The 15,012-nt window shown below is 62.8% G+C and carries 12 protein-coding genes; 7 read left to right on the forward strand and 5 right to left on the reverse strand.

The features are described from left to right. Window positions 1–469: 469 nt before the first annotated feature. From GM656_RS13695 to GM656_RS13705, 3 genes are all read right to left on the reverse strand, one after another. A complete protein-coding gene (locus GM656_RS13695; RefSeq protein ID WP_162414242.1) occupies window positions 470–1,333 on the reverse strand; it encodes an SMP-30/gluconolactonase/LRE family protein in 864 nt (287 codons plus the stop codon). A gap of 423 nt (window positions 1,334–1,756) precedes the next feature. Next, the gene (gene gyrB, locus GM656_RS13700) at window positions 1,757–3,691 is read right to left on the reverse strand and encodes a DNA topoisomerase (ATP-hydrolyzing) subunit B (RefSeq protein WP_162414243.1); all 1,935 of its coding nucleotides are present in this window, start codon (window positions 3,689–3,691) and stop codon (window positions 1,757–1,759) included. Window positions 3,692–3,808: 117 nt separating this feature from the next. After that, window positions 3,809–6,022 carry a PHP domain-containing protein gene (locus GM656_RS13705; protein WP_162414244.1) on the reverse strand — a complete coding sequence of 738 codons (2,214 nt, stop codon included), beginning with the start codon at window positions 6,020–6,022 and terminating at the stop codon, window positions 3,809–3,811. Between the two features lie 309 nt (window positions 6,023–6,331). On the opposite strand from GM656_RS13705, the gene GM656_RS13710 reads away from it, so the two are divergent. The 5 genes from GM656_RS13710 to GM656_RS13730 are packed head-to-tail and all read left to right on the forward strand — an operon-like array spanning window position 6,332 to window position 10,395. Continuing rightward, a complete protein-coding gene (locus tag GM656_RS13710; RefSeq protein WP_162414245.1) occupies window positions 6,332–7,504 on the forward strand; it encodes an ABC transporter substrate-binding protein in 1,173 nt (390 codons plus the stop codon). After that, on the forward strand, window positions 7,501–8,340 hold the full coding sequence (locus tag GM656_RS13715) for an ABC transporter permease (RefSeq protein WP_162414246.1): 840 nt from the start codon (window positions 7,501–7,503) through the stop codon (window positions 8,338–8,340). The genes GM656_RS13710 and GM656_RS13715 overlap by 4 nt, the downstream gene beginning before the upstream one ends. A 30-nt stretch (window positions 8,341–8,370) precedes the next feature. After that, entirely contained in the window at window positions 8,371–9,189 is an 819-nt protein-coding gene (locus GM656_RS13720) for an ABC transporter ATP-binding protein (RefSeq protein ID WP_162414247.1), read from the forward strand. After that, a complete protein-coding gene (locus GM656_RS13725) occupies window positions 9,186–9,968 on the forward strand; it encodes an ABC transporter permease (protein ID WP_162414248.1) in 783 nt (260 codons plus the stop codon). The genes GM656_RS13720 and GM656_RS13725 overlap by 4 nt, the downstream gene beginning before the upstream one ends. Continuing rightward, a complete protein-coding gene (locus GM656_RS13730) occupies window positions 9,961–10,395 on the forward strand; it encodes a hypothetical protein (RefSeq protein WP_162414249.1) in 435 nt (144 codons plus the stop codon). The genes GM656_RS13725 and GM656_RS13730 overlap by 8 nt, the downstream gene beginning before the upstream one ends. Before the next feature lie 71 nt (window positions 10,396–10,466). On the opposite strand, the gene GM656_RS13735 is transcribed toward GM656_RS13730, so the two are convergent. Next, window positions 10,467–11,513, reverse strand: coding sequence for a phosphate signaling complex PhoU family protein (locus GM656_RS13735; protein ID WP_162414250.1), 1,047 nt, complete (start codon window positions 11,511–11,513; stop codon window positions 10,467–10,469). Window positions 11,514–11,816: 303 nt separating this feature from the next. Between GM656_RS13735 and GM656_RS13740 the strand changes: the two genes are divergently transcribed. Then, window positions 11,817–12,242, forward strand: a complete 426-nt coding sequence (locus tag GM656_RS13740) for a zinc ribbon domain-containing protein (RefSeq protein WP_162414251.1) — start codon at window positions 11,817–11,819, stop codon at window positions 12,240–12,242. A 1-nt stretch (window position 12,243) separates the two neighbouring features. On the opposite strand, the gene GM656_RS13745 is transcribed toward GM656_RS13740, so the two are convergent. Then, window positions 12,244–12,834: a TetR/AcrR family transcriptional regulator gene (locus tag GM656_RS13745; RefSeq protein ID WP_162414252.1), complete on the reverse strand. Its 591-nt coding sequence runs from the start codon at window positions 12,832–12,834 to the stop codon at window positions 12,244–12,246. A 236-nt stretch (window positions 12,835–13,070) separates the two neighbouring features. Between GM656_RS13745 and GM656_RS13750 the strand changes: the two genes are divergently transcribed. Next, window positions 13,071–14,555, forward strand: a complete 1,485-nt coding sequence (locus GM656_RS13750) for an MATE family efflux transporter (protein WP_162414253.1) — start codon at window positions 13,071–13,073, stop codon at window positions 14,553–14,555. Window positions 14,556–15,012: the final 457 nt, after the last annotated feature.

The following is a 15,012-nucleotide window of genomic DNA, read 5'->3' on the forward strand; positions in this document are numbered from 1 at the left end:
GTCGGTGATCGACGAATGTGGGGTTTGTAGCCACAGCGAGGGCGAGAAAGTGGTGAAGGATCTGTCTGATTAGCGAGATTTTTCGAATGTCGTGGTACTTGCTAGCTTTCAACAATATGAGAATTAGCAATGCACGATAGGGTCGGAGTTCACAGCGGACGGTCGTCGCGACGACACGGCGAACCTGACCGTGACTCGCTCGAACCACATACGTAATTGACCATTCAGGACGAGCGCTCGCCATCACCCGGTCATTCGTCGAGAATAACAGAAGTACAGTCGTTATCTACGTCGAAAGCAGTCGACGGCTCGCACAGAGCAGTCCAGACGAAACCGCACCTCGGCGTTCTGGACGCGTTCGACACTGGTGAATCCGCCTCTCAGCAACCCGAAGGCGACAGTGGCGGCGACGGGCCGGCAAACGAGTCCCGAATCGTCGGCACCTCGCGAACGAGGAACTCCCATTCGGTCACGCGATCCGGGAGCGGTACTCGGGGACGCCAGAGACGTCGAGGTCGGTGACGCGAAAGACGGCGCCGGCTCCCGGACCCTCGGCCTCCCGGTTTCCGCCGGCCAGAGCAGTCGTCAGGTACAAGTCGTCGTACTCGGACCCGCCGAACGTCACCGACGACACCTTCCGCGCGGGCAGCGAGATCTCTGCGACGGGCTCTCCCTCCGGCGTGTACCGGACCACCCGCCCGCCGTTCCACCGGGCCGACCACACGTGATTCTCCGCGTCGACTGTCAGTCCGTCAGGGATGCCGTCGTCGGGATCGGTTTCGCGGAACGTCCGGCGATTGGTGATCTCGCCGGTCGACCGCTCGTACTCGTAGGCGTAGATGCGATGGGCTTCCGACTCGGTGAAGTAGAACGTCGACTGATCCCCGGTGAACCCCATCCCGTTTGGGATGTCCACCTGCTCGACGACCACCGTCACACTACCGTCTGGATCGACGCGATAGAGCGTCCCCAGCGAGTCCGCGCCGGGCATCGTCCCGCAGAACACCCGCCCCTCGGGGTCCGCGATGACGTCGTTGAACCGGGTGTCGGCGTCGATCTCCAGTACGACGTTGGTCGCGTCCGAACCCGGGACGTACCGCTCAACCGTTCGTTCTGTGAACAGGAGGAGCGCACCGTCGGATTCGAGCGTGTACCCGCCGATCGGTCCCGAAGGTTTCTCGTACGCGAGTTCGTGCTCGTCGGTCGCGGGGTCGTATCGGTGCAGTTCGCCGGCCGGGATGTCGACCCAGTAGAGTCGTTCCGCGGCGGGGTGCCACAGGGGCCCCTCGCCGGTGTGATGGTGCGTGTCGGCGACACGTTCGACTTGAACCATATCTGGAAATTTATCGCCTGCTACTTCAGCGTAGTGATCGGTTCCACGCAACTGGAAAGCGAATCGGTTCGCTCCACCGACGTGGGTGAGACGTGGTACTGCGGTCGCTCACGCTCACAGGGCTCGAGACGCACAATGTGATCCGATCCATGCGGTAGCCACCAGACAGAGAATTTATTTCCAGGTTTGGCCAGATATAGGAGGTTTAGGACACTATCTAGACTCACATTCAACTATATGTCAAAGGGAAGTCGATATACGACATCATATATCCCATACGATATTTCTGACACGCTATTCGAATTCGAACGGGCTCGATTTCTCGATAGATACCGAGAACGGCGTACGTTGATCGGACGCCATCGATTGCCGAGAGGAACCGTCAGCGGAGGGGTCACGTCGTTCCGATGGGAGGGACGGCAGTCAGATATCGACCCACTCTGCCTCGGGGGAGTGCTCCTTGATGAACTCCTTGCGCGGTTCGACGGCGTCCCCCATGAGCACGGTGAACATCTTGTCGGCGGCCGCGGCGTCCTCGATAGTGATTTGCTTGAGAATGCGGTTCTCCGGCTCCATCGTGGACTCCCAGAGCTGATCGGGGTTCATCTCACCGAGGCCCTTGAACCGCTGGACCTGAGTCGGGTTGCCGTCACAACGCTCCGCGACGATCTCGTCTCGTTCGGCCTCCGTCATCGCATCGTAAGTCTCACCGCGATACCGGATTCGGTAGAGCGGTGGCTGCGAGGCGTAGACGTACCCCGCCTCGATGAGCGGTTTCATGTGCCGGTAGAACAGCGTCAGCAGGAGCGTCCTGATGTGCGCCCCGTCCACATCGGCGTCGGTCATCAAGATGATCTTCTCGTAGCGGCAGTCGTCGGCGTCGAACTCGTCGCCGATGGCGGTCCCGAGGGCGGTGATGAGATTTCGAATCTCGTCGTTTTCGAGAACGCGATCGAGCCGGTGTTTCTCGACGTTCAGAATCTTCCCCTTGATCGGAAGGACGGCCTGGAACTCGGGATTTCGGCCCTGCTTGGCGCTTCCACCGGCCGAATCCCCTTCCACTACGAACAGTTCGGCCCGGCCCGGGTCGTGCGTCTGGCAGTCCGCGAGTTTGCCGGGCAGCGCCGTCGAACGCAGCGCCGATTTGCGCCGCGTCAGCTTCTCGGCTTTCTCGGCGGCCGTTCGGGCCTTCGCGGCCTCGACAGCCTTCGAGATGATCGTCTCGGCGCTGTTTGGGTGCTCCTCGAAGAACGTCGACAGGCCGTCGTGCATCGCGGACTCGACGACGCCGCGGACGTCGCTGTTGCCAAGCTTCGTCTTGGTCTGGCCCTCGAACTGCGGATCGGGATGTTTCACCGAGATGACGGCGGTGAGCCCCTCGCGGATGTCCTCGCCCCGAAGCGTCCCGTCGATCGCCGACAACAGGTCGTTGTCGGTCGCGTAGTCGTTGACGACGCGGGTCAGCGCAGTCTTGAAGCCGGTGAGGTGCGTTCCGCCCTCTCGCGTGTCGATGTTGTTGGCGAAGGCGTGGATCGACGCCTGCACGTCGTCGGTCGCCTGCATCGCGACGGCGACCGAGAGGGGGCCGGCGTCGACTTCTTCCACTGTCTCGACGGTGATGACGTCCGGATGCAGCGGCGTCTTCCCCTCGTTGAGGTAGCGGACGAACTCGCGGAGACCGCCCTCGTACCCGAACGTCTCTTCGGTCCCGTCGCGCTCGTCTAGCAGGTCGATATGGACGCCGGCGTTCAGAAACGCGAGTTCCCGCAGTCGGCCGGCCAGCGTCGAGAACGAGAACGGCGCGTCGTCGAAGATGCCCCGATCGGGCCAGAGGCGAACCGCCGTCCCGGTGTCCGCATCTGGGTCGAGGGAGCCGACGCGTTCGGGCGGACTCACTGGCTCGCCGCGCTCGAATGCCTGCTGCCAGACCGCGCCGTCGCGTCGCACCGCTACTTCGAGACGCTCCGAGAGGGCGTTGACGACGCTCACCCCCACTCCGTGGAGACCGCCCGAGACCTGGTAGGATGAGTCGTCGAACTTACCGCCGGCGTGGAGTACGGTCATCACCACTTCCAGCGCGGAGCGGCCGTCCTCGTGGGCATCGACCGGAATCCCGCGGCCGTCATCACTGACCGACACGGAATCGTCGGGGTGGATGGTCACCGTAATCGTCTCGCAGTGGCCCGCGAGCGCCTCGTCGATGGCGTTGTCGATGACTTCGTAGACCATGTGGTGCAGGCCCGCCGCGTCCGTCGAGCCCACGTACATCGCCGGCCGTGTGCGGACGGCTTCGAGGCCTTCGAGCGTCTGGATTGCCGTTGCATCGTAGTCGTCGGTGTCGTCGGTGTCGTCGGTCATGTGAAATAACGGTCGAAATCGCGCGGAAGAAGGTCTCCCAGCGGGCGTCAGAGGCGTATCGCCCGGGAGAGTGGTCGGCCGCATCCGATCCGTGGGATGGGCGGTGCCGTGCGGGTCTTACCGGACGAAGACCGGGGAACTCCAGGCCATGTCGCCGTCCTCCTGCACCGTTCGGACGTAGTAGGCGTGGTCTTCGCCGTCGTCTGCGTCGAGGTCGAACGACACCTCGACGTCCTTCGCGGTCGCCTCGCCCACGTAGCGGAAGGCGAGCTGTTGTTCGAGTTCGCCGGCCTCCTCGACCATGCCGTCCTCGATCTCGCCGAGTTCCCAGGACTCGCTGAGGAACGGGGTCCGGAAAGAGAGTTCCGTGTCGTCTGGCGCGTCGAGGTCGAGCTTGACGCCCTGGTAGTTCCCGGAGATCGTCGAGTCCCACTCGATGGTGGTGTCGGTCATCGACGTGATGCCCTGTTCGGGGTTGTGGAAGCCGAACCCGACGGCGTCCTCGATCTCGCCCTTGTCGAGGGTCAGGCCGCCGTTGGCGTCCTGGACCTTGTGACGGTGCTTCGAGCGCGCGCCGCTCCAAGTCAGTTCGAGATACTCGTCGCTGTCGGTGAGGTTGACGCTCTCGATCTTCTCGGACCCGTCGAAGAGGTCGATTCGCTTCACGGGCTCGGTCCCGTTGACGGTCACGTCGAAGGTCACGTCGCCGTCGACGCTGATCTTCTCGCCCATGTTCGCGCCGTCGAGGTCGACGGAAAGCAGGGTCCGCTCGCCGGTCGTGCCGTAGCACCGCCGGCTCTGCATGGCCTCCCAGAGGCCGTCACGGGTCAGTTCATCGACGCTGGCTGCCATGATGCCGCCAGTGATGTTGAAGTCGGCGGCCTGGAGGCTGGCGGTGTCGTCGGGCTCGTAGTGGTTGGTCGGCTGGGACGCGCCGAGTCGCCCGGTGTGGTCGTCGCTGCCCGCGATGAATCCGCACTCGTACCCGCGGTCGAGGGCCTCGTGCGCGAACCACTCGAAGACCCCCCAGAAGGACGTGATCTCGATGAACGGCGTCAGGTCGTAGTCGACCTCGTCCTCGTCGCGGAGGCGGGCCGGACGGCCGCCCTGATGCGGGATGATCATCACGTCGTCCCGCCCCTCGTAGGTCGCGTACATGTCCTCGATCTTGGGCGTCCCTTTGTGCTTGTCGAAGCCCTCGGCGGACTGCCAGCCGCAGCTTCGCAGCAGCGGCTCGTCGTCGTTCTTGTAGTAGACGTTGTTGTCGCCGCCGTTGACGGTGTTGGTCGACCACTCGTTACAGAGGAGCGTGACGAACTCGCCGGGCTCGTGGAACTTCTTGATGCCGTCCTGAACGTCCTCCCAGTAGTCATCGGTGACCTGGAAGTCGTTGGCCGCGTGCGAGGCGAAATCGATCAGCGCCTCGTCTCTGGCGAACTCGAAGTACTCGTCGATGGTGCCGGTCCCGACCGTCTTCCCGGACTGGCCGTGGATGTCGCCCCAGTGGATGTCGTACTCCTTGTCGCCGCCGACGACGATGGGGTTCGACGTTGCCTCCCAGTCGCGATCCGTGTCCTCGATCGTGACGCGGTGGACCCCTTCCTCGCCGAATGTGACGGGGATGTGCTCGACCGGATCGTCGGCCACGAAGGTGAGCGTCTCCTCGCCGCCGTTCTTGATGGAGAGCGTCCCGTCGTAGTCGTTGGCCGTGTTGTACCAGTAATCGAGTACGCGCACGACGATTTCGGTCTCCTCACCGGGCTCGACTGTCGAGGGGGCGATGGCCTGGAGCCGCGCGGGCTCGCCCGCGACGATCTGATAGTCGAGTTCGTCGAGCAGGAGGAAATCGCCCGTCCCGAGCATGTCCACGAAGAAGTGGAACTCGAAGGCGGTCTCGGGGAACGACTGGACCTGGTGGCCCATGCTCCCTTCGCTCGTGTCGCCGAAGGTGATCGTGATCGTCTCGCCGGGCTCGGTGTAGCCGTCGTGGATGTCGACGACGACGTTGTCGTTCCACGGTTTCTTCGTCAGGTAGCGGCGGTCGAATCGACCCTCGACGGTTGCGTCACCGCTGGTCTCGACGCTAGCGTAGTTGTCAGCGCTCGGGTCCTCGAACTGCGGGCGCTGCCAGTCGCTGGTCTGGTTGGTCGCAATCTTCAGTTTCGCGCCGTCGTCGAGGCCCAGCTCGCCGACCGTGTACTCGATCTCCCACGTGTCGTACGCGCCGGCCGTTACCTGCTCTTCGGAGATCGACACCGTGCCGTAATACTCGTCGATCTCTTCCTGAGTCGTTCCCTCGCTCGCGATCTCTTTCTGGATATTTCCGCTCATTGGTTGTCGTGGGTGCGTGCGAGCGTCGCCCGCTCGCCGACACCACATTCGATTCGTTTCCGGGTTAAAAATCTGCCGTAGAAGGTTGTGATATTAAACTATTTTACTCGAATTTCCGCCAAAATACAGTAGTATACCGTAAGAGAGGGTACATATTTGAACTTCTAGGAGATATTATAATATGTATATATGTTTGAACATGCATTTGCAAGTTCGAACTTTATTTGCCGTGATATACCACTTTCTGCGATAAAATGTTAATAATACAGAAATTTCTTATGAGGGGATTGTCTCGATTGAGTCGTTCGGATGAACCCAGAGAACAATGCACAAGCGAAGCGCGGTGACAATGGAACCGATTACACGGGAACGGACGGAGAGACGACGACTCCGTCGCGACGGCGGTTCCTCGAGGGGGCGGTCGGTGCCGGTGCGCTCGGGCTCCTCGCGGGATGTAGCGGCGGGAGTGCGGGCAGCAGCACGACGACGATCACCATCGGGTATCAGCCGTTCGGCACGCCGTACTGGTCCGAGCTCGTCGTGAAACACGGTGAGCTCGTCGAGAAGTACACCGAGCCGCTGGACGGGGACTACGAGGTCGAGTGGCAGTCCGCGCTCCAGGGTTCGGTCATCGGTAACCGGATGATCGCCGGCAAGAACCAGGCCGGATACAACGGCGACATGCCGACCATCCTCGCGCTAGCCAACACCGACAAGCCGATCAACATGATCGGTCTCTCCGGCTGGTCGTGGGGCCAACAGTGTAACGTCGTCATCACTCCAAAAGATTCGGACATTTCGGGGCCGAAGGACCTCGACGGCGCTGACGTTGGTGCCACCACGGGCGCGTGCTCACACCGGTTTCTCCTCTCGCTGCAGGAGTACGAGAACATCTCGGTCAACCTCGTCGATCAAGACGTCAACACGATTCTCGCCAACATCGGCTCGGGCGAACTCGACGCCGGCGTGATGTGGGAACCGAACCCGACGATGGGCGTCGTTCAGCAGGACGTCGCCGACTGGGTCGTCACGGGCGCGCCGTACGACGACCCCGACATCGGTGCCCTGACGATGAACGACTCTTTCATGACGGAGAACCGCGAGGCGGCGCTGGCGATCATGAAGGCCGAGCTCGAGGCCAAGCACATCATGAAGACCGACCCCGAGCGCACCATCGAACTCATCAATCAGGAGGAGGACCTCGCGGATTACGAACCGGCAACCATCGAAGCGTCGCTGTTCGAGCCCATCGACATCAACCCCGACACGCCGAAGATGCAGTTCGCGACGGACCTCCGGAAGATCGAACCGGCCCGCGAGCTCCTCGAAGAGACCGCCCCGGCCTTCCTCCTCGAACAGGGCGCGATCGACCAGCTCCCGACCGAGGAGCGCTACAGCTTCGGCCTGCTCGACGAGGCCGCGAGCGCCCTGGAATCCGAGGTCGAGTGGAGCCCCTACGACGACGAGGTGAGCGCTGAATGAGCGCGGTCACCAGAGTAGAGGCGTATCTCGCCTCCGTCCAACGACAGGTCGGCGCGATCCCGAGGCCGCCCCGCTACGTGCTCAAGGCCGTCTCGATCGCGGGCTTTCTGGCGGTCTGGTGGCTCTTCGTCCGCGTGGGCGTTCTCGGATTCGCCCTCATCACGACGCCGCCCGAAGCGGCCGGGGCGCTGATGGGCTACCTGCTCGGCGAGCCGATGACCAACGGCGGCTACTCGCTGTACTACCACTCCTACCACACGATTTACCGGGTCGGCCTCGGCGTCGGCTTGGCGGTCGCGACAGCTGTCCCGACGGGACTCCTCATCGGCTGGAGCGACTGGTGGGAACGGTACGTCGCGCCCGCCTTCGAACTGCTCCGGCCCATTCCACCCGTGGCCTGGGTCCCGATAGCGCTCGTCGCGTTCTCGACGAACCTGCTCAGTATCGTCTGGGTGGTGTTCGTCAGCGCGTTCTTCCCGGTGTTGCTCAACACCGCTGACGGCGTCCGCAGCATCGAGACGGAGTACGTCAGGGCCGTCCAGAGCCTCGGCGGGAGCCAGTGGGACCTGTTTCGGCACGTCATCATCCCCGCGTCGGTCCCCTCGATAGCGACGGGCATCATGCTCGGCGTCGGAATCGGCTGGATCGCCGTCGTCGCCGCCGAGATGATCTCCGGGAACTTCGGGGTCGGCTACATCACCTATCAGGCCTACCGACTGATGCAGACCGAGACTGTCGTCGTCGGCATCATCGTCCTCGGGTCCTACGGGGCGCTCTCGAGCTACGCCGTCTCCCGGGTCGGGTCCCGCCTGACTGCATGGAAAGACCGTGAGTAGACTGACCGCAGCCCCACGTTACCACCCACAATGACCGACAACACGCAGATCGCACCGAACGAGACCGACGCAGCGACCGAGCGGGACGGCTCTATCCACGTCGAGTCCGTCTCCAAGGTGTACGACCCGGACGGCGAACACGTCGTCGCGGTCGACGACGTAACGCTCCACATCGACGCGGGCGAGTTCGTCACCGTTCTCGGACCGTCAGGCTGCGGGAAGAGCACGCTGCTCGAATGTATCGCCGGCTTCACCGACCCGACGAGTGGAAACGTCTACGTCGACGGAGAGATCATCGACGGCCCGTCGGCCGAGCGGGGCGTCGTCTTCCAGTCGAACCGCCTCCTCCCGTGGATGACTATCGAAGAAAACGTCGACATCGGCCCCAAGATGCGGGGCGCGGTCGAGGACGGCCGCGCCAGTCAGTTGCTCGAACGCATGGGGCTCGAGGGCACCGAGAACGCCTACCCCTCGGAGCTCTCCGGCGGGATGCAACAGCGAGCCGAAATCGCCCGGCTGCTCGCTAACGACCCCGACATCATGCTGATGGACGAGCCCTTCAGCGCGCTGGACGCGCTGACGAAGGAGATGCTCCAGGAGATGCTACTCGAAGTCTGGGACGACGACAACCGGACGGTCCTGTTCATCACCCACGACGTCGAGGAAGCGCTGTTCCTCGCAGACCGGGTGCTCGTGATGACGGCCGGCCCGGGAAGGGTCAAAGAGATCGTCGACGTCGACCTGGAGCGGCCACGGGACCTCTCGATGACGACCACTGAGGAGTTCACCGCGCTCAAGGACCGCGTGCTCCATCTCATCCACGAGGAGGCGCGGGAGGCCATGGAATGAGCACCGCGACGGCCATCGAACGACGGCTGCCGAGCCTCTTCGAGGTCAGTCGCCGGCTCGTGTCGCTGGCCGGCTTGGTACTCGTCTGGACCGCGATATCGAGTGTTGGCCTCATCGGGGGACTTCCCGGACCGGTCGCCGCGCTCACGGCCCTGGTGGCGTTGCTCGGCAACCCGATCATTCACGAGTCGGTCAGCATCAGCCTCCTCCACATCCTCGGCTCGTTCGTCATTGCGGCGGTCATCGGCGTCCCCCTGGGACTGCTCATCGGCTGGAAGACCGTCGTCCACGACCTGGTGTTCCCGTCGCTGGAGATTCTCCGGCCGGTCCCGCCGATCGCCTGGATTCCCCTGACGATCCTCGTCCTGCCCTCGATGCGGTCGAGTATCATGTTCATCACCTTCCTCGGGGCCTTCTTCCCCATCCTCCTGAACACCATCCAGGGCGTCCACGACATCGAGCCCGACTACGTCAGGGCGATCGAGTCGCTGGGCGGGACCTCGACTGACGTCTTCCGGAATGTTATCTATCCCGGCGCACTCCCGTCGATCCACACGGGACTAGTGATTGGCATGGGGCTCGCGTGGGTGAACCTCGTCGCCGCCGAGATGGTGGCTGACGAAGGCATCGGCCGGTTCGTCTGGGTATCGTACACGAGCGGTAACTTCGAGAACATCGTCGCGTCCGTCATCCTCATCGGCGCGCTGGGCTACGCCAGCTCGGAAGTGATCCGCTTCGTCGGACGGTGGCAACTCTCGTGGACCCAGCTCGATGACTGACGTGGAGCGGCGAGAAGCCGCAGCGTCGATCGGCAGCCGAGTGCGATGGGTCCCTCGTCGGACGCCGGGCATCAGCGTCCTCGTCCTCGTGGCGAGCGCGTGGCTGTTCGGCTGGGTCGTCCCGATTCCACTCACGGTCCACGACCTGGTACTGACGACCGACAGCGTTCCGCTGCAAGTCGCCACCGGCCCGGGACCGGCCGTGCTGGGATTCGTCGACGCGGGTACAGTGCGCGTCTATCTGCCCTGGACGCTTCTGCCGATACTCGCGGTCGGAGAAGGGATGCATCAGATTCGGCGATGGCGGTACGTCGGGCCCGTGCTCGCCGGGGTTCTCAGTGCGTCCCACGTGATCGTTCTGAGCGGGTGTGGGTGCGGGACCGGTTCGAGTCGGTTTCTGGGAGGTGCCGCGCTGGCCGCGCTCTAGCGGATACGGTTTTCGCTCAGCAGTCGACGGGGAATCGTGTGGGAGACACTATCTGGGGCTGGAATGTCTCCCTATCGACGACCGGACTGATGATGTGAGAGTTGCGTCAGAACCGAGAGGCTGTCCTCGGCGTGGCTCGCGGTCCGTTCCAGCAGATCCGCGACGCGCTGGAGGAGTAGTAACGGCTCCGGTCGCTCATTGCGAAGGGTTTCGTGGAACGCCGCTATCGATTCGTCGACGGTGTTCAACGCGTTCCGCGCGGCCTCGGCCTCCTGGTAGCTCGGGCTGTTGACGACGCTCCAAATCCGGTTCATAGCATCGTCGAGCGGGGTCGTGATCTCTCGGAGGTGCTCCGCCACGTCGTCCACCGGAGCCGTTCCGTCGTACTGCGTCACGAGTTCACTGATCTCGACGGCCGTCTCCGCCATCTGTGTGATCTCCTGAACGACCGACCGGTAGGCGATGAGCGGGAACCCGCTCTCGATTCCGATGACCTGGCTCAAACGTGGGTTTCGATACGTGGCGAACGACAACCGCAGGAACAGGAAGTACAGCTTCTCGATCTGGTGGTAGCGGCTACTCACCTGGCGCGCCGTGCTGACGTCGCCGTCGATCAGCGCGTCGATCGCGCCCTGCCGCATCGACGTTTCAGTGCGCCCGAGACGCTCGAGCATCGTCTGGAGGTCGAAATCGTCGGGGGCGACCGAACAGCGGACCGTCATGTACGTTCCTCCTTCCTCCACGGCACTCAGTCCCATCAGCCGCCGTTCGGCTGCGAGCACACCGTCGCGGTGGTCGAGACCGAGAGCGGTGGTCCCCTCGATCCGGATCAGATGGCGACCCAGGATGTACTGGGTGATGAGCGCTCGTTCCAGGGCCTTCCCGCTGAGTACGTCGGCATCCAGTGACGCCTCCGACTCCGGAACGTCCGGCTGCTGCGGAACGAGGAGCAACGCGCCCCCCTCGTTGTCCTGCTGGACAACGATTTCGTCGCCCTTTTCGACGTTGTGCGTTCGGGCCCACTCGGCGGGGACCGTAACCGCCAGCGTCGAGGATCCCAGTTGCTGCACTTTCCGTTTCGTTCGAATCGGTTCCTGTTTCACGGGTATCCACTCCATCTGTCGAGTCCGACGAGCGCCCCTCGAGAAGGCATACAGACATCTACAATAACCAACCAGATACCGCTTTGGGTACCAATAATTTTTCAAGTTCCGGTATATTCCAGACGATCAGGTTATTATCTGGCCCAAGTATGAAATATTCTGAACCGACCACAGTTGGTCCCGGAGTCCTGAGTCTATCCCAGTACCATTCCGACTCTGTGGTTCGATAGACAGTACGGGCCGGCGACGCGCCTTCGTGGCGGACCGAACCGCGACACGGTGAGAAGGCTTATGACTAACTGATCAGTAAGTCAGTTCATGAGAACGACGTACTCAGCGAAGCGACCTTGGCTCGCGGCGGTGCTCGCAGCTCTCGTTACGGGACTCGGGCACCTCTATCTCCGCCGGTGGCGTCGGGCGATCGGGTGGCTCGCCGCCCTCGTCGCCACGAGCTACGTCCTCGTCGAACCGGCGGCGGTGGACGCGCTCGCGAGTGGGACCGTCGCGGACCCGTTCGCTGTGCTGCCGATCTTGCTCGTCGCGGGACTCAGCGTGGCCGACGCATATCTCCTCGCGCGCGCTCAGAACGCCGTGGCCCGAGTGACGGTCACACCGGAGGGGCAGCTCACCCACTGCCCGACCTGCGGGAGGGAACTCGAAACCGACCTCGACTTCTGTCACTGGTGTACGACCGACGTCCCGGACCTCGACGAGATGCTCGACGAGGAAGACCGGCGTCGCTGACTCACCGGAGCATCGCGTCGGCGTACTCGGTCGCCGTCCGCCGGGCCGTTTCGAGGGCGGTCGTCTCGTCAAGCACTACGGCCCGCGTGCGGGCGCCGTCGACGATGGTCATCAGTGCCCGGGCCACGTGGTCGGCGTCGACGTCGTCGAACACGCCCTCGTCGATGCCGTGGTTGATGACCGCCTTGAGCATGTAGCGGATGTACTCGTCGTTCTGCTCGAATCGGGTCCGAAAGGCCTCCTTGTACGGGGCCTGACTCCGCATCTCGAGTATCGCGATGAGCAGGTCGAGATTGTCCTCGGGCTCGACGAGGAGCGTATCGAGGAGGACCGTCAGTCGTTCCTCTGGATCGGTCGTCTCGACCTCGCGTATCGAGGCCACGAACTGTTCGAGGAGATAGTCGAGAAACGCCGCGAGCAGTTCCTCTTTCGTGTCGTAGTGGTAGTGTATCGCGGCGGTCGATTTCCCGTACTCGTCGGCGATGCGCTGGACCGTGAGGTCCGCGTAGCCGTGTTCTCGAAGCGCCCGGTAGGTGGCCCGCATGATCTGTTCGCTCGGACCGGAAAACGAGCGTTCAGTTGGGTCGGCCATTGGAGTCGGTTTCGGCTATGGTTGGATAACGGTTTTGACTCGGGTCACTCATCCGAGAATCGAATCGAGTGGTTAGCTACAACACGCCGTAATTCTCGACTTTATTGATTATTCCCTGTGATTGATGCACTCACAAAGTTTTTGACTGACTAGTTAGTAAGTTAGATACTGACCGATATGCACGACGACACCGTACCGGATCGACCTGCAAGCACGCCACCGGGGGTAACGCGCTGATGGGTCTCTGGAATCGACTCGGATCGCTGTTCAGGGGACCGGAGGAGTTCGACCTCACGTCGGGGAGCATCGGGAAGCCACTGTTCTTCCTCTCGATGCCGATCGTCGTCACCAACCTCTTTCAGACGGCGTACAACCTCGCGGACACCTTCTGGCTCGGGCAGTACAGTACCGACGCCCTCGCGGCGATCAGTTTCGCGTTCCCGATGGTGTTCCTGCTCATCTCCCTCGGGACCGGGATCTCCGTCGCCGGAAGCGTCCTCGTGGCGCAGTTCACGGGGGCAGGGAAGGAGCGAGAGGCGGAGTACGCGGCCTCACAGACGATCACGTTCGCCGTCCTGGTATCGGCCGTTCTCGGCGGAATCGGGTACGTCGCCATCGGCGATTTCCTCTCGCTCATGGGCGCGTCGGCGGACGTGTTGCCGCTGGCGTCCAGTTACATGGAGGTCATCTCGGGCGGCCTGCTGTTCATGTTCGGCTTCTTCGTCTTCAACGCGCTCATGCGGGGGTACGGCGACACGATCACGCCGATGCTCGTCATGTTCGGGTCGGTCGTGTTCAACATCGTCATCGACCCGTTCCTCATCTTCGGCTGGACGGTCGTCGAGAACGCCCCGCTGCTCGGGACGGTAGCGTTCCCCGAACTCGGCATCCAGGGCGCAGCCATCGCGACGATTCTCTCGCGTGCGCTGGCTCTGCTCGTCGGACTGGCGATCATGTTCCGCGGCAACCGCGGCGTCCAGATCCACCTCCGGGACATGGCCCCAGACAGCTCGTATCTCCGCCGACTCGTCCGCATCGGCGCGCCGGCGTCGATCGAGGGTATGGGCCGGGCGCTGTCGATGAACCTCCTGCTGGTCATCGTCGCGCTGTTTCCTGACCCGGTCGTCGCCGCCTACGGCATCGGAACGCGCGTCTTCTCAGTGATCGTGCTGCCGGCGATCGCCGTCGCCCGCGGCGTCGAGACGATGACCGGCCAGAACATGGGCGCGGACAAGCCCGACCGCGCTGAAAAGGCAGCGTCGCTCGCAGCGACGGTCCTCTTCGGCGTCCTCACGGCCGCAGGTATCGTCGTGTTCCTGTTTCCGGAGCCGCTCGTCTCGATGTTCGTCGGGGCCGGACAGGAGAGCGCGGATCGGGTGATCGAGATCGGCGCGCAGTTCCTCCGCTACGTCGCGCTGACCTTCGGGTTCATCGGCATCACCCGTGCGTACACGGGGAGCTTCCGCGGTGCGGGCAAGACACTCACCGCCGCGGCGATCTCCGTCGTAATGCTCGGCGTCGTGCGGTTCCCCGTCGCATGGTTCGCCGCGAAACCGCTCGGGGCGACCGGGATCTGGCTGTCCTTCGCCATCTCGAACGTCGTCGGGGCGATCATTGCGTACGCGTGGTACCGGCGCGGAACGTGGCGAGGCAGCGAGCTGTCTGAAACCGACGTGAATCTCGAGGAAACTGCCGTCGAGACGACCGTCGACGGGGATTGACAGAGGAGACAGTCGGCCTCCTCGCATCGAAGTCGATAGCAGACGGCGTATCCATTTTCACGACACCTCGTCGACGATAGGAATTAATCGATCAAAGATAGGATCAGGGAATTCACATCCCAGAGATTGATTGCTCGAACAAAATAGGGCGATAAAGAATCATAGCTACGCTTTTGGTCCCATAATTCCCTAATTTCTCGATTGCCACTCGCTCATACTGTATCTATCCTGAAATGCAACTCTCAGAGACTGATACCCCTGTCCCACCCCCGTACGTCCACACAGCACTCGTTCGACACGTCGCGAAACACCATCATAGAAGCCCGTCGCACCGACGACTCTCTAGACTGTGTGGCGAAGCCATCAAACGGCGAGAAACACTCAACCGCCCGACGGCAGTGCGATCGATTCACACGTCGCTTCAATCGTTGCTATAGAGTCGGTCAGTGGCACTGAG

Origin of the sequence: Haloarcula salina, from assembly GCF_010119195.1 — an archaeon.
Lineage (GTDB): Archaea > Halobacteriota > Halobacteria > Halobacteriales > Haloarculaceae > Haloarcula > Haloarcula salina.